The sequence below is a fragment of the Rhodococcus sp. 1R11 genome, assembly GCF_004563845.1.
Taxonomy (GTDB): domain Bacteria; phylum Actinomycetota; class Actinomycetes; order Mycobacteriales; family Mycobacteriaceae; genus Rhodococcoides.
Window position 1 is genome coordinate 79,477 of the sequence record NZ_SPNG01000015.1, and the last position, 14,978, is coordinate 94,454.

17 protein-coding genes and 1 riboswitch are annotated in these 14,978 nt (G+C 64.0%); of the genes, 13 read left to right on the forward strand and 4 right to left on the reverse strand.

Annotated elements, in window-relative coordinates:
• Positions 1-74 precede the first annotated feature (74 nt).
• Both E4P29_RS22545 and E4P29_RS22550 read right to left on the reverse strand, forming a co-directional pair.
• A complete protein-coding gene (locus tag E4P29_RS22545) occupies positions 75-818 on the reverse strand; it encodes a DUF305 domain-containing protein (protein ID WP_057479447.1) in 744 nt (247 codons plus the stop codon).
• On the reverse strand, positions 815-1,606 hold the full coding sequence (locus E4P29_RS22550) for a DUF3105 domain-containing protein (protein ID WP_057479448.1): 792 nt from the start codon (positions 1,604-1,606) through the stop codon (positions 815-817). The genes E4P29_RS22545 and E4P29_RS22550 overlap by 4 nt, the downstream gene beginning before the upstream one ends.
• 80 nt (positions 1,607-1,686) lie before the next feature.
• Between E4P29_RS22550 and E4P29_RS22555 the strand changes: the two genes are divergently transcribed.
• On the forward strand, positions 1,687-1,998 hold the full coding sequence (locus E4P29_RS22555; RefSeq protein WP_008720486.1) for a DUF4229 domain-containing protein: 312 nt from the start codon (positions 1,687-1,689) through the stop codon (positions 1,996-1,998).
• Positions 1,999-2,059: 61 nt separating this feature from the next.
• On the opposite strand, the gene E4P29_RS22560 is transcribed toward E4P29_RS22555, so the two are convergent.
• A complete protein-coding gene (locus tag E4P29_RS22560; RefSeq protein ID WP_053068873.1) occupies positions 2,060-3,088 on the reverse strand; it encodes a hypothetical protein in 1,029 nt (342 codons plus the stop codon).
• 348 nt (positions 3,089-3,436) lie between these two features.
• Here E4P29_RS22560 and E4P29_RS22565 point away from each other — a divergent pair, with 348 nt between their 5' ends.
• From E4P29_RS22565 to E4P29_RS22575, 3 genes are all read left to right on the forward strand, one after another.
• Positions 3,437-4,162 (forward strand): YoaK family protein, encoded by a 726-nt coding sequence (locus tag E4P29_RS22565; protein ID WP_048320416.1) that lies wholly within the window; start codon positions 3,437-3,439, stop codon positions 4,160-4,162.
• A gap of 332 nt (positions 4,163-4,494) precedes the next feature.
• Positions 4,495-4,896 carry a hypothetical protein gene (locus E4P29_RS26130; protein WP_057479449.1) on the forward strand — a complete coding sequence of 134 codons (402 nt, stop codon included), beginning with the start codon at positions 4,495-4,497 and terminating at the stop codon, positions 4,894-4,896.
• Between the two features lie 78 nt (positions 4,897-4,974).
• A complete protein-coding gene (locus tag E4P29_RS22575; RefSeq protein WP_032382580.1) occupies positions 4,975-5,448 on the forward strand; it encodes a hypothetical protein in 474 nt (157 codons plus the stop codon).
• 760 nt (positions 5,449-6,208) lie between these two features.
• Here E4P29_RS22575 and E4P29_RS22580 read toward each other — a convergent pair.
• Positions 6,209-6,802, reverse strand: a complete 594-nt coding sequence (locus tag E4P29_RS22580) for a recombinase family protein (RefSeq protein ID WP_057479451.1) — start codon at positions 6,800-6,802, stop codon at positions 6,209-6,211.
• 826 nt (positions 6,803-7,628) lie between these two features.
• Positions 7,629-7,719: riboswitch (Fluoride riboswitch) on the forward strand.
• Positions 7,720-7,736: 17 nt separating this feature from the next.
• Between E4P29_RS22580 and E4P29_RS22585 the strand changes: the two genes are divergently transcribed.
• From E4P29_RS22585 to E4P29_RS22630, 9 genes are all read left to right on the forward strand, one after another.
• Positions 7,737-8,222, forward strand: coding sequence for a CrcB family protein (locus E4P29_RS22585; protein WP_027494245.1), 486 nt, complete (start codon positions 7,737-7,739; stop codon positions 8,220-8,222).
• On the forward strand, positions 8,219-8,584 hold the full coding sequence (crcB, locus tag E4P29_RS22590) for a fluoride efflux transporter CrcB (RefSeq protein WP_027494244.1): 366 nt from the start codon (positions 8,219-8,221) through the stop codon (positions 8,582-8,584). Before E4P29_RS22585 ends, crcB begins: the two co-directional genes overlap by 4 nt.
• 26 nt (positions 8,585-8,610) lie before the next feature.
• Positions 8,611-9,171, forward strand: coding sequence for a universal stress protein (locus tag E4P29_RS22595; protein ID WP_027494243.1), 561 nt, complete (start codon positions 8,611-8,613; stop codon positions 9,169-9,171).
• A gap of 367 nt (positions 9,172-9,538) precedes the next feature.
• On the forward strand, positions 9,539-10,417 hold the full coding sequence (locus E4P29_RS22605; protein ID WP_051364869.1) for a phosphatase PAP2 family protein: 879 nt from the start codon (positions 9,539-9,541) through the stop codon (positions 10,415-10,417).
• A 312-nt stretch (positions 10,418-10,729) separates the two neighbouring features.
• On the forward strand, positions 10,730-11,161 hold the full coding sequence (locus tag E4P29_RS22610; protein WP_027494242.1) for a MerR family transcriptional regulator: 432 nt from the start codon (positions 10,730-10,732) through the stop codon (positions 11,159-11,161).
• Positions 11,162-11,181: 20 nt separating this feature from the next.
• Positions 11,182-12,192, forward strand: coding sequence for a bile acid:sodium symporter (locus E4P29_RS22615; protein ID WP_027494241.1), 1,011 nt, complete (start codon positions 11,182-11,184; stop codon positions 12,190-12,192).
• Between the two features lie 170 nt (positions 12,193-12,362).
• The gene (locus tag E4P29_RS22620) at positions 12,363-13,268 is read left to right on the forward strand and encodes a LysR family transcriptional regulator (RefSeq protein ID WP_230074817.1); all 906 of its coding nucleotides are present in this window, start codon (positions 12,363-12,365) and stop codon (positions 13,266-13,268) included.
• Between the two features lie 69 nt (positions 13,269-13,337).
• Complete coding sequence (locus tag E4P29_RS22625; RefSeq protein WP_080729195.1) at positions 13,338-14,510, forward strand: TDT family transporter; 1,173 nt, start codon at positions 13,338-13,340, stop codon at positions 14,508-14,510.
• Positions 14,511-14,605: 95 nt separating this feature from the next.
• Positions 14,606-14,953, forward strand: coding sequence for a hypothetical protein (locus E4P29_RS22630; protein WP_051364864.1), 348 nt, complete (start codon positions 14,606-14,608; stop codon positions 14,951-14,953).
• The last annotated feature ends 25 nt before the right edge of the window (positions 14,954-14,978 follow it).

Consider the following 14,978-nt stretch of genomic DNA (forward strand, 5'->3'; position numbering starts at 1 on the left):
CATGCGTGCCGGTGCCGGTCATGGGGGTCATCCCAATCGTTATTACTATGCAACATAGTATTTCGATATGGGCGTCAGCTCTCCGGCAACGGTGAGACCCCGTGTGCGCTCAGTAGGGCATCGATCTGACCGACCTCGGCGGTTTGGGTCGAGGCGATCGAGCCTGCGAGCGCGGCGACAGCGGGAACTGTCGCGTTCGCCGCTCCCTGCTCTGCCATCGGGATTCCCCCACGATGGTGGCGGCGGAGCAGTTGCAGATACCGGCCGTCGAATTCTTCGGCGTTCATCCGGCGAAGTGCCGTCAGCTCGGCGGTACTGGCCATGCCGGGCATCGACCTCGCGTCCTGTCCGCTGTCGTTCGCGGACGCGCTCATGTCCATCGGGTGACCCTCTGTCGAGCTGGCCTCGGTCATCCACGTCATCGGCGGGCCGTCTGGCAGATATGGCCTGTCCCACAGTGTCAACCAGCCTTGCATAGTGCCGACTTGGCTCTGCTGCGAGGTCAACACGTCGAAGGCGAGGGTCCGGATGACCGGATCCGTCGAGCGTCCCAACGCCATCGCCGACATCTCGATCGCCTGGTTGTGATGGAGCGACATGTCCTGCGCGAAACCCACATCCACCGAATCCGATGCGGGTACGGCCACTCGTGCGCCGTCCGGTGTGAGCAGTACGCCGATGAGGACGCCGGACAGGACGAGGGCTGTCACCGCCAAGCCGATGAGCAGTGCCCTGGGCCTGGATCTGGGTCCCGTTTCCGCGGCGTCATTCTGTGCATCGTCGATCTGGGCATCGTCGGTCCGGCCGTGCACGGTCATCGACTCCCCTCCCCCATCGGCGCTGGCGCACTGTCGAGGGCCGGGTCTTCCTCGAGGGGCACCGCGTCCGGTCCTGGCTCGCTGGCGTCGAACGGCGGCGGGTTGTCGGGATCGAACGCGCCGGGAATGGTCGAGCAACTGGCTCCGCTCTCGGGGTGGGTCGAGGGGTTCTGTCGCAGAGCAGCGACGAACTGAGTGATGCGCCGGTCGGAGGCATTGTCGAGCTCGAGTCGATGACCCCACGACTGCAGCGTGATCGGTGCCGTCAGGCCCGGGTAGGGCGACATCATCGTGTAGGGCTCGCCCTCGACCCGCCCGGCGAGTGAACCGACCTCGTCGGAGGAGACCCGGTTCGGGTCGTACGTCACCCACACCGCCCCGTGTTCGAGCGAATGAACCGCGTTCTCGCTGCGTAGCGGGACGGGGTACACCACTCCGGTACACGTCGCCCAGGTCTGGTCGTGAGGGCCGCCGAACGGCGGACTCCGATCGTAGGCAACTCTCTGAGCTGGTTCGACGTGCCGCGCTGCCGGATACTCGACCTCGACGACGCCGTCGATGCCGCGCGAGGGGTCCGGGTCGTCGGCGGTCGGCGCGAACCGCTCGGCCTGATTGCGTTCGAGGACGCGGGGGGCCAGGTTGTATCCGATCGCACCGACGAGCACGACGATGACGACACCCGCGCCGATCACCGTCCAGGGAGCGCGTACGCCCCCGGGCACTCCGGCTGGGCGTGATCGCCGAGTCGAGCTCCGTCGGCCTCGGGCGGGGTTTCTGCTGCTGTTCATATTGCTCCTCCGTCAAATACTATGCACCATAGTATTTGATGGAAGGTCCAAGAAAGTCCCTACGCACGACAGGACGGCCCATGCCGGTGTTCCGCGCACCCTCAACTGCTCGCGGGCAGCTTGCCCTTCATGTACTGGCGTACAACGGTGCACGCCTGCTCTTCGTGTGTGTCGCCGCAGGAGTACTTTTGGCCGTCGACGCGCTGACGAGCCTTGACATTTCCTTCGTGTTGGTTCTTCTTGGCGCACTTGCAGCAAGCCTGCCGCTGTCGGCACTGACCCTGAGGAAGCTTCGCCGAACCATCAATGCGGACATCGAAGCAGTCGATCGCACGCGCTCGATCAAGAAACGAGGCCCCGCGGCGGGACGACCCGGCACCGACAAACCGTGACGTCGGCGTACGGACTTCGGCGTTGGCGTTGGCGTTGGCGTTGGCGGATCGTCCGTGTCGGTCACTGTTCGCCAACCCACTCGATGGGTGCTTCGGCGTCCGGCTCGATGTCTAGTAGTTCCAGGGTGCGGTGCATCAGAGCCTCGATTCGATACTCGAGATCGTCGACGAGGTCAGGCACATCAGCCAGAGCGGCGTGGGCACGGCCGCGGGCTTCGACACCGATTCGGTAGTAGTCCGAGCCTGGTGCAGCTGACACCGGGTGCGGTGGTGGGACGGTCACGTCCGTTTCCCGCTCGCCACGACCGCGTCGCCACGACAGGGGCGGGCGCGGGTCGTGCCGGGGCGGTCGCCCGGAGCGGTGAGCAGCGATGACCGCCCCGACCGCTGCCGGGGTCATCGGGTCGGCGGGGAACGGCATGTGACCCCACCGGTCGATCGGAACGGCGACGGGGCCTGGACGCACCGGCCACCTGGACATATCGGGAAAAGTGTCCCCCTGTACGTGCTCTGTGAGTAGTGCCGTCGAGGGGTAGCGATCCGAGAACCGCAGGACAGTACGCCAGCGTTCCCAGATCTCGGCGGGGTTGAAGCCTTCCGACTCATCGGCTGCGATCCAGATACTGTGCCGCCCATCGATCCACACACCATCGCCGTCGACTGCGATGTCCGAGCGATCGAGCGACGCAATAGCTCTGTGCGACAGGCCAGCTCCGGACAGCAGAAGTAGAACTGCGTCCCTGCGGCCGAACAGCGCCTGCGTCGATCCCAGGAAGGGCAGCGCTGTGGCCAGTTCCCGGTAGTGTTCGGCGCGACGTGCCACGCGTGCGGTCCGTCCGGAGTCGAGCGCCATACGCAGCGCTGCCGCACGCCCGGGCGGGGTGTGACCGGCATCGAGATGTCGGCGGTTGATCGCGGCGACCCTGCGGAGCTGCACAGGATCACTGGCTGGATTACCGGTCAGGAACTGCGCCAACGTCATAGCCGAGGCAGGGAGTGGCTCGACGTCGGTTGCGGCGCACCAGTCGGCAAACAGTGACCACTCGTAGCGGTAACCGCTCGGCGGAGTAGCGCTGCGTTCGGGCGACACGGTCAATGACGCTACCCACCTGCACCGACACCGCTGAGTCGAAACACTCAAAACTCGTTTCCCGCCAGAGCAGATTCCGACCATCCCCGGGGGTGCTGCGCCGGTCTGGCGCAATATTGAACCGCCGAACATGCCCAGGGATGGAACTGACCACGCGCGGTTGGGCGGCGAGTTCGTGTTGCGTGAGCACGCAAATCACACCCCTGGGTGGGCTTGTCACTGTCGTCGGCAGGCGAGGGCCAGGCGGCAGTTCGATTGCTCCCGAAGTGAATACGAAGACCGAAGAGCCACCGAGTGAGCTGCACCTCATCGACTTGCGGCACCGTCCACAGCCCGGAGACTCGAAACATGACATCTTTTGTGGCGCTCAGCCGCGAAACAGCCATCGGCGCGGAGGCTCGACTGTCGTGGATACTGTCCGCGCTGGCCGGAATGGTGGGTGCTGTCGCATTTCTGCATTCGGCGGGGTATTTCGTGACGTTCATGACCGGCAACACCGAACGCGCCGTCATCGGCCATTTCGGCAGTCCGGAAGGAAAGCCCGTTGCACCCGGCGCATCGCCGTGGGCCGCACTGGCGTTGATGGGTGCCTTTCTGGCGGGAGTGGTGATCGCGTCGATCTGCCGCCGCCGATACTGGTCAAATCACCCGCACGGAGCAACGGTTGTCACGACCATCGCGCTCGCCGTGGCAGGACTCATCGACATCGGAGTTTCCGGCTGGTCGTCCGACGGCGTAGATTTTTATCCCATTTTGTTGGTTGCGTTCGCCCTCGGCGCGCTGAACACTGCATTCACGAAACGAGAAGAAACCTACATTCCCCTGAGCTACGTCACCGGCACCGTCGTCAAACTGGGCCAAGGGATCGAGAGACACCTACTGGGAGGCGGTACCTACCTCGACTGGCTTTGCTACGCAATGCTTCTCGGCTCCTTCGCAGCCGGAGGTGCAGCCGGGGCTCTGATCGGTGTCGTGATCACCGGACCTCAAGTACTCCTGGTTACCGCAGCCATCAGCCTGCTGGCAACCATCTTCACCTTCACCCACACCGAGCGACGATCCCTGTGGGGATAGGCCCTCTTCCCGTCCGGCGAAAATCTACGGGTCCGCACTCCCGAGACTGTTCTGCTCGAACCGGTTGAACCCGCCCGGACTCGACCGACGTAACACTGGCGCAACGTGAACCGATCGGTTCGGACGTGTGGAGAGGATGCTCGGCTCGATACACATCATTTCTCACTTGGTCCTGATCTCGATGCCACGCGTCAGCGATGCCGTTAGTTGCATCGGATGGAGTTGCGCTCGGCCGTCACGGACCGAGTTCGGTGACGGCGTTGCCGACGAGCGGAGCGTTCTCGCGGGCATAGATTTCGACCAGGCCCGGGGTGGCGTGTCCGGTTTGACGCATGATCGCGTGTGCGTCGGCGAAGTTCCAGATCAGGCCGTCGGTGAGGACGACGTCGGCGTTCTTCCTGGTGTCGTTGTGGAATGGCGCAGAGGGAGTCGTCGACGCCGGCAGCGAGCTCGACTTCAAGATCTACAGCAACCAGAGTTCGGTTGCCCCGGGTGGATTGCGGTCCTGCTCGTGCGCCAGCCGCGCGGTTCTGCGCGACAACGACAACTACGACCACAATGCTCGCGCCGAAGTCAGCGTGAGCATCCAAGGCCAGCAGGGCTTCTGGTACTTCTACGTGCGTAGCCCCGTCGCGCACCGGGACGGCCCGCCCGCCGGCCAGGCGACGATCTACCGGTTCCGGCCGGCGGACCATTTGTCCGGCGACTCACTCGGTGGGGACCACTCGTTCTAGCAATCAGGTGTGGGATGCGACAAGATCGTGGTCGCATCCCACACCTGTGCATGACCTTCGGATGGAGAACTGGTTCAGATGGCCGACTACACGTTGCTCCTCCCTGCGTCCGGACTCGTCGCGCAGTACCGCAGTGACGACGACACGATGCGCGTGGTGCCGGCCGCTGCCGTCGACAGTGACCTGGATTGGGGCTCTACGACCGACCTTTCGACGACCGACCCGGAGTCGTTTCCCTTCGAGCTGAAACAGCAGGTGTGGCCCGGTGACGCACCTGGACCTACCTGGTGGGTTCTGATCACTTCTTTGCCGCCCGCAGTCGGGGTGAAAGCGCATGCCGTCGACGGCGAGGAGCTCGCGGTGCTGAGAATGGGTCCGGTGACGGTCATCGAATGGGTGAGCACCCCGAAGACCATCATCGTCACAGCGGGGTCTCATACCCACAAAATCTCGCCGTTTCGTTCGGGATCTCGCGGCCCAGCCGCGTACTCGTTCGACGAGAAGCCCAAGTCGGAAGACGACAATGGGGTGGATTTCGGAAGACTGGACTGACCGCTACGGGTACCCGGCATGCCGGGGACGCAACGCCTCTCAGACGCACCGTCCCACATCAAGTACGCACTCCATATGTGCCTCTACACAACACTTCTCGCGCATTCGTTCGATAGCGAGTGGAGGGGCAGCCTCTTTCTGGTGGGCGGTAACGTCAGCGTCGACCGCTCACGTTCCCGTCGGCCGATGCGGAGGCCTCTGCTGCCGGGTCGGTGGTCGGTGCCGGCGTCGCCGCCACCTGAGTTCGGCCTTCGCCACGAGCGGAACACGCATAAGCCGTTTGGGTAGTCGACCTCGATACGGTCCAACCCAGAGTGGGCTTTGGAAGTGCCCATCGGCCCACTTCTGCCATGCGTAGCCGTCCGAGTCGGTGAAGCCGACGTTCGCTCTGAGTTTGTCGTTACCGTCGACCGGGTAGGGATCGGGCTCCGCGAGAAGGAGTTCGTCGTAGTTCAGAGTCGCTCCGGGTTCGACGGTGTGTGCGCCAGTGAAAGGCGTTTGACCAGGCTTGACGTACTGACTATCGACCCACAAGGTTACGGCCGTGATAGGTCTGTCCCCGTGGTTTGTGACGCTGCTCTGGGCTCGCACGACGCCTTCGCCCGCGCTCTGGATGTGCGTCGGTGAGACGGTCACAGCTTCGACGTGTCGCTGCATTCTTTCGCGTACTTCTCTCCGCGATTTGCGGACGTTGTGCACTTGAAAGCTGACTGTTGCCACCAGTGAGATGACAGCAACTATCAGGGAACACACTGCAATCTCAGTGGGCGTCATTGGAAACTCCAGTCCGGCTTTGGTGTGCGGCTTTCTCGAAGTGGCGATAGAGGGTGCGTTTGCTGACCCCGAGTGCGTCGGCGATGTCACCGATTGTGTTGCCTTGGTTCCGCATTCGCGTTGCCTCCCGCTTCTTCGTAACCGTGAGTGCAGGTGGGCGGCCGCCGACCTTTCCTCGTTCGCGGGCTGCTGCGAGGCCGGCGTGGGTGCGTTCGCGGAGTAGTTGGCGCTCGAAGCTGGCGAGGGCCCCGAAGATGTGGAAGGTGAGTTCTCCGCCGGCGGTGGTGGTGTCGATCTGTTCGGTGACCGACGCGAACGCCACTCCCCTGGTTTTCAGGTCTGCGATGAGTTCGATGAGATGTGGGAGGTTGCGGCCGAGTCGGTCGAGTCGCCAGACGGCGAGCACGTCGCCGGGCAGAAGGACGTCGAGGAGTTCGGTCAGTGCCGGCCGGGTGGTGGTGGATCCGCTCGCGGTGTCGGTGAAGATGCGTTCGCAGCCGAAGGCGCTCAGGGCGTCGCTCTGTAGGTCGAGGTTCTGTTCGGCGGTTGAGACCCTGGCGTATCCGTATTTGTGGCCCACGATGGTTCACTGTGCCACAACTCATCGGTTTCAATGTTTTGACATGCGCGGGTTTCGCGTACGTTTTTGGCACTACTCAACGGCTGGTCGACGGATCGGCTGATTGTCAGTTTCAGAAGACGACTGCACTAGTTCAGAAGACGACTGCACTTACCCACCACACGGGAGCGCCGGTCAGTAGCATTCATCCCGCCGAGCTACGCGTACAACCACCATATAGAACAGCTTCTGTGATCGAAAAGTCCTCGATCTACCAGTGAACATGATTGCCCTCGACACGTCGTGTGTGTTCCCTTGGAGTCTTTGACTTTGACGTAGCTCGTCACCGGTATGTTGAGTGCGCTTGTGCGCCAGACGTTCTATGCGTTCGATTCGAAGTATCCCGATTCACTCTCGACCTACTGCAGTGGGGTTAAATTGGGTGGCGCAGTTCATGTTCGAGTGTGGTCTAGTCGACTGCGTGTCGATGCGGCGTGGCAATGAACCTCGGTTCCGAGCCTGGTGCCCGCTCTGAGTTCGACGACAATGCTGTGTTCGGCGAAATGTTCAGCGTCTTGGTGACGCCGTGTGCCACGTACCCGTGTTGAGAAGATCGCGGTGGTCGGCGGATCGGGAATACCGGGCTTGATACGCGAACACAGGTGTCCAATCCGACCCGTTGCACGGCCGGTGCCGTCGTGGCCGGTGCCGTCGTGGCCGTTAGTCGAGCTCAACAACCGGGTTCGGTTGTTGAGCTGCAGCGCTGGCACATAGACACCTCGGCCTGCTGACCGAGAATCTCGAACGTACATCGGATCTGCTTGGGTCGATCCCTGGTCAGGCTATAGTGGTGTCCGGCGATGGATCTCCGCCGAGACCGCCCCGTAGGGGGTTGTCTGAACCGCCCCAACCCTGGGGCTGATGGCTCCTTTCCCTGAGTGGAAGGAGTCTGTCCATGAACGGCCATCACGACCCGAATCCGACCCTACCGGTCGATCCCGACAGTGCGCCCCCAAGCCCGCTGCATGCGCGAGCGTCCGCGATCGCCGCCGTCGGTGTCGGTGGATTGGTCGGGGCCCCGCTCCGATACCAACTCGGACTGTGGTGTTCCTCTGCCGCGAGTGGCTGGCCGGTGACGACCTTCGCTATCAACATCGTCGGGGCGTTCCTGCTCGGAATGCTGCTGGAGGGATTGGCTCGCCTGGGCCCGGACACAGGGTGGCGGCAGCGGGTCCGGCTGTTGGTGGGCACCGGGATGCTCGGTTCGTTCACTACCTACAGCACACTGGCCGTCGATACCGATCTGTTTCTGCGCAGCCATCAGTGGTGGGCCGCCGGCAGCTACGCGGCCGGCACCGTACTGGTGGGTCTGGTCGCCACCACCGCCGGAATCGCGATCGCCGCGCGACTGCGGACACGGCCCGCGGAGGCAACACAATGACGACACTCTGGATCGCCTGCGCGGGCAGTGCAGGGGCGATCGTCCGTTTTGTGCTCGACGGGGCCATCAGGCACCGCCGGGCGTCGGATTTTCCCTGGGCGACAGCGATCATCAACGTGACCGGATCACTGCTCCTCGGATTCGTCACCGGACTGATCCTTTTCCACGGACTACCCCAGGAACTTCAGCTGATCGTGGGCATCGGTTTCTGCGGCGGGTACACCACCTTCAGCACCGCCAGTTTCGAGACGGTGCGGCTGATCCAACGTCAGAAGTACATCGCTGGCGTGTTGAACGCGGTCGGCACCCTGCTGGTGACTGTCGTCGCCGGCGGTGCCGGTCTCGTCCTGGCTTCCGTATGAGGAGAAAACAATATGAGGAGAAAACAATGACCGAGGACGATCCCAGCCACGCCTCCTGCGACGACCTAGGGGACTGGCGCGCTCCGCTACAGGTGGACGGCCCCGCCGCCTCGGTAGAACCGGTGTGCCACCTGGTCGTGGGGTTCGACCGGCACCCAGCAAGCCACGCTGCCTTGACCTACGCGATGGACCTTGCCGGTCGACTGAACGCGTTCCTGCATGTAGCGCACATCGTCGACACCGATGACCTGCCGATCGACCCGGACAGCGACGACTGGGAACAACGCATCGCCGACGCTGTCGAACAAGAGCGCCGCGAGGCATGCGCGATGCTGGCCGCCATCCCCGGGAACTGGGCGTTCTACTCGAGGCGGGGCAACCCGGCTCGACTGTTGACCACGATCGCCGACGCCAACGACGCCCTGATGATCATCATCGGTACCACCCGCGGCGGGATGATGTCACTGGTGGAGAGGGCCGTCGGCGAATCGGTGTCCGCGACACTCGCCCGCCACGCCCACCGCCCGGTCCTCCTCGTCCCCGCTACCGATAGGCAGCATAGTGACGCAGCCCAAACACGCCGGTGACCCATCCGCCGCACCGGGTTCCCGCCGCGCGCTTCCAGAAAGAAATCCACCGAACCGCCACGACCATCGATGGGGGGCGTGTCGGTTCGTTGTCGCGTTCGGGACGGTCAGCATGCTCGCGGACTTCGTCTACGAAGGTGCCCGCTCGATCACCGGCCCCCTCGCCTCGCGGGGGGCTACCGCCTTCGTCGTCGGGGTGTGGTCACCGCATCCGACGAGGTCGCAGCGCTGATGGTGCGCTCGGTCTCCGGCCCGGTGGCATACACCAAGCCGCCGCTTCTGGGCGTCGACGTTTCCGGTTACGCCCACCCCGTCATCGCCGTGCACTTCCTCTGGATCGCCGGCGCACTGGCGCGTCTGCGTTCTCGTGATCGACGAACGGAGCGGCAAAGCCATCCGTTCCCCAGCCGAAAACCGATCTGCTCTACGACATTCGATTCCCGCGTCGCTCACCGTCGTTCCCGCAATCCAGGTCATCGCAGTGGCCGCCCTACTCGCCACCGGTCGTCGCCGCACCTGGCACCCCACCGTCCATCCCACGCAACCCAACCAAGGAAAGTCACCTATGTTTCCTGCTCGTCCGTGGATTCGGCCGTTTGCCGCCGCTCTGCTCGCATTTGCCGCACTGCTCGCCGCCGGCACTCTCGCCTCCACCACTGCTGTGACAGAGGCGGGTCTGCGGTTCCACGACCGTATCGCCCTTCATCGCGCCGGCTGGGCCACTGCCCTCGCCGAATTTGTCACGGACTGCGCACAACCGGTCGTCGGAATCGTGGTGGCGATCGGTATCGCCGCATGGCTCACGTGGAGAGGCCGACGGGTCGACGCGGCATGGGCCCTGGCAGTGATGGCATCTACCCTCGTCGTGTCGACAATCGCGAAATACAGCATCCGCGAACCCCGTCCCCCGCAACGGTTCTGGCTGATTCCTCCCGACACCGTGTGGTCGTTCCCGTCTGGACATACAGCGGTGGCTGCGGCCATGATCGGGCTTGTGGTCCTGCTCACCGCTCGGGCGCACGTAATTGTCCGGCGGTTGGCCCGCACGACATCAGTGCTGTTCGCGCTCGCCGTCGCTGCCTCCCGGCTGTACCTCGGCGTACATTTCCCGCTCGACGTCGCCGCGAGCATTCTTGCCGCCAGCACTGCGCTCCTCGCACTGTGGACCATGTGGTCGATCCCTCCGGTCCGACACTGGGTCAATGTCCGGCTCGGACCGACCCCTCAGGCAGCCTCACCCGACTGATCGCGGACCCACTCCGACTCCGAGCACTACGTGACGGGAAGGTGAATACAAGTCCGCCGTCGACCGTCCGCGGCTGGTAGCGCAGGTGAGGATCGTTGCCCACAACTCGATACCCTCAGGTTGGTCAGCCGTTGAGAGCGTGCACGCCGACGGGGCCTTCATCTCGCTGAGAGGCGTCAGGTCTAGACGGATGAGCGCCCGGACGTCCGGGCGCGGTCTCGCTGGGAACATGGCCCGACGTTAGCCCCAGCACCTGCGTGGAAGGTCAAGGATTTGACCTTCCACCCGACTCGAAGGTTTATCCTCGTGCGCATGTCCGCTCTGCGCATTTCACAGCTGTCATCGGCGACCGGCGTCCCGGCGACCACGCTACGGTTCTACGAAAGCGAGGGCCTGCTCCCGGCGGACCGTTCGGCGAACGGTTACCGCGTTTACGACGACCGCGCTCGGCAACGCTTGGCGTTCATCACCGCCGCCAAGAGCCTGAACCTGTCGCTGCCGGAGATCAAACTTCTCCTTCGTGTCTGGGAGAAAGACTCCTGCGCAGCAGTCAAAGCCGAACTCGGCCCCGCCATCGAGTCCCACATCGCGCACGCCAACGAATCGATCGCTCAATTGACCGCTCTGCGTGAGAGTTTGACCGACGCGCTGGCCCGGCTCGGGGACACACCCGACGCGCCGACGCCATGCAATCCGGACTGCACCTGGCTGATCTCAGCGAACACCGCGGTGGGCACCGCATGAACATATCGAGCACCACCTCGGTGGTGGCGTGGCTGGAGAAGTTCCAGATCCCGCTCTACCTGCTGGCCCTGCTCATCGGTGGCGGTGTCGGTTTGGGTGCGCCGTCGTCGGCGCATGCGTTCGAGATTGCTATCAATCCGGTACTGATCGTGTTGCTCTACGCTACGTTCCTCGCGGTTCCGTTCTCCGCCATCGGCGCATCGCTGCGCGACGGCACATTCTTGCTCAGCGTCGTAGTACTGAATTTCGTGCTCGTTCCAATCGTCGTATTCGCTCTGACCCGGTTCGTTGCTGCTGATCAGGCGGTACTCGTCGGTGTGCTGTTGGTGTTGTTGGCTCCCTGCATCGACTACGTCATCGTCTTCAGTGGGTTGGCCGGTGCAGCGTCGGAACGGCTCCTCGCGAGCGCGCCGCTGTTGATGTTGTTGCAGATCGCGTTCCTGCCGCTCTACCTGTGGTTGTTCGTCGGGTCCGAGCTGGTGGAGATCATCGACATTGCACCGTTCGTCGAAGCGTTCGTGCTGTTGATCGTTGTTCCTCTGGTGTTGGCGGCCCTGACGCAAGCACTTGCGCGTCGTCGGCGTATCGGCACCCAGATCATGGATGTGATGGCCGCGGCGATGGTGCCGGTCATGATGGCCACTCTTGCCGTCGTCGTGGCGTCGCAGATCGACGCAGTCCGCTCCGAAGGCTCCCAGCTGTTTGCCGCGGTGCCGATCTTCGTCGCGTTCCTGGTCATCATGGCGGTTGTCGGATGGGCGACGGCCAGAGTGACCCGCCTGGACGTCCCGGACGCTCGGGCCTTGATCTTCTCCGGTGCCACCCGAAATTCGTTGGTCGTTCTGCCGCTGGCGCTCGCGCTGCCACCAGCACTGTCTCTTGCTGCCGTGGTCGTGGTGACGCAGACACTGGTGGAGCTGATCGGAATGGTCGCCTACGTCCGACTCATCCCCTGCCTTGTCCCAGCTCACGCTGCGAGAGCACCGGTGAAGTTCGAAACAACTCGCACGAACCAAGGCAATCCTGGGTGACGAGAACTGGATAAAAGCAGGTGGCGTCAGTGAGGGTGAACGAACCACGGGATCCAGTGCCGCGACCCCGTTCCACTTCCCGCGAGCATTGAGCATCGAATGGGGACTTTTCCGGCAAACGCGCCTGTGGGCTCCGCGCCCGCTACGACTGCAGTCTCTACGCTGGCACCGTGCCCCTGCCGACCCATGTGACCGACCTGATCAGCTACGAATTATTGCTGTCCGTCGCCGAGCTGGGAAGCATCGGACGCGCAGGGGAGGCGCATGACATGTCGCAGCCAGCGGCGAGCGCACGCCTGAAAGCACTCGAAAGCCGCATCGGGGTAGCACTCCTGCATCGCGGGCAGCGAGGTGCCACCCTCACCGCAACCGGCGAACTGGTCGCCGGCTGGGCCGAGCGCGTCATCGCCGAAGCCGCCGAGCTCGCCACGAGCATCGCAATGCTGCGCACCGACCGCCACAGCCACATTCGTATCGCCGCAAGCCTCACCATCGCCGAATACCTCATACCGCGATGGCTCATCACACTGCGCTCCCACGACACTTCCATCACACCGACTCTCACCTCCGGAAACTCTGTCGACGTAGCCGCATCGGTGCTCGACGGCCGCGCCGACATCGGATTCGTCGAAAGCCCCGATCTGCCCAGCGGACTCCACTCGAAGGACGTTGCCCGCGACGAACTCGTCGTCGTCGTCGCCCCCGATCATCAATGGGCTCGACGAACGATCACGGCGAGCGAACTGGCCGCGACACCGCTGGTCACCCGCGAACCCGGGTCCGGCACACGTCTCGCGCTCGAACGTGCGCTCCGGACTGCGGGCCCACTCGCCGCGCCACTGCTCGAGGTGTCCTCCACCACTGCCATCAAAGCTGCCGTCATCGGCGGCCTCGCACCGGCCGTACTCAGCTCCCTCGCGGTATCCGCCGAGATCGCCGCCGGAACGCTGGCCCGCGTTCACACAGAGGGGCTCGACCTGCGCCGGTTCCTGCGTGCCGTGTGGCCCGCGGGCCGTGAACTGCGAGGACCGTCGAGCGACCTGCTCGTCGTCGCCCTCAAATCCCCGCAGTCATAACCTGAGGTTGGGACCGGCCAGGTAATCGGTGTCTACCGGTGACGACTGTGTGCGAGGACGCTGGAAGTCATGACCACGACAGCTCTGCACCGCTCCTCCATCACGTCTCGGCGCGGCGACGATACCGAGCGGCCGCGCAAGTGGCCGGTGCTCTCCGACCTCGACCACCCGAGCCAGATCTTCGAACACATCACCCCCAACTGGTTCGCCTCGGTCATGGGCACCGGTATCGTCGCCAACGCCGCCGCCACCCTGCCCGCCCACATCCCCGGACTGCACGTGTTCGCAACGATCGTGTGGATCGCAGCGTCGGTCGCCTTGATCACACTCTCCGGTGCCTTCGCAGTGCACTGGATCCGACACCGGCAGTATGCGCGTGAGCACGCCGCGCATCCGGTGATGGTGCAGTTCTACGGCGCACCCCCCATGGCGCTGCTGACCGTCGGTGCCGGGACGATGCTGCTGGGCAAAGACGTCATCGGAGCGGCGCCCGCAACCGTGATTTTTGCCGTCCTGTGGACCGCTGGCACAGCCCTCGGGCTGATCACCAGCATTCTCGTGCCCTACCTGATGATCACCGCCCACGATCACCAGACCGCCGTCGCACTCCCGGCGTGGTTGATGCCCGTCGTACCGCCGATGGTGTCCGCCTCCACCGGTGCGCTGCTGCTCCCTCATATCGCGGATGGGCAATGGCGCCTGGCCATGCTGTCCGGTTGCTACGCGATGTTCGGGCTGTCACTGATCATCGGAATGCTGACCATGACGCTCATCTACGGACGGCTCGTCCACGGCGGAATCCCGCCGGTCCAGGCAGCACCGACGGTGTGGATCACCCTCGGCATGATCGGTCAATCGATCACCGCCGCGAACCTGCTCGGCAACGATGCACCCTTGGTGTTCACCGGCGAGACCGCCTCCGTCGCAACCGGCCTGCACGTGTTCGGCATTCTGTACGGACTGACGATGGGCGGCTTCGGCGTCTTGATGTTCACCCTCGCAACCGCCCTCACCATCCATGCCGCCCAGAAGGGACTGACATTCTCACTGACCTGGTGGTCGTTCACCTTCCCCATCGGCACCTGCGTCACCGGTGCCACTGCCCTCGGCGGCGCTCTGGGGTCGGCCGCGGTCGAGGCCCTTGCAATCGGACTGTATGCGGCCTTGCTCGCAGCCTGGGGCACAGTCGCCGCCCACACTCTCCGCGGCAGCGTGCAAGGAAAACTTTTTCAACCCAGCTGAACCGACCGCCGGGTAGTACCCACTCGGAACGCTGATACCGAACGAACAGCGTTGATCCAATCGACCACTGACCCCGGAAAGGACTCACGATCACGATGAACACACCGAATGCAGACACACCGACTTCCGATACCCCGAGACGGGGCAGCCGCGGACGCGTCTGGGCACGAGTCACCGAAAATTATCTGACCTGGCTGTTGCTGATGGCGGGAACAGCTGCTGCGGGGGCCTTTCTCACGGCCCTCGCCGGCGGGTTCGAGGGCTGGACCGTCGTCGCAGCGATCGTGACAGTGGTGCTGTTCGCGGGATGTTGGTTCTCATATCGAGACGGTGCACGCCGGGGTGCCGCCGAACCACACATCATCCAGTACCACCCCGACAGCCCGGACGAGGTGATCGACATCGACACCGACACCGGCGAACGCCAGCCCCACCAGGACTGACCGGTCGGAGGCAGCAGCAGCACGA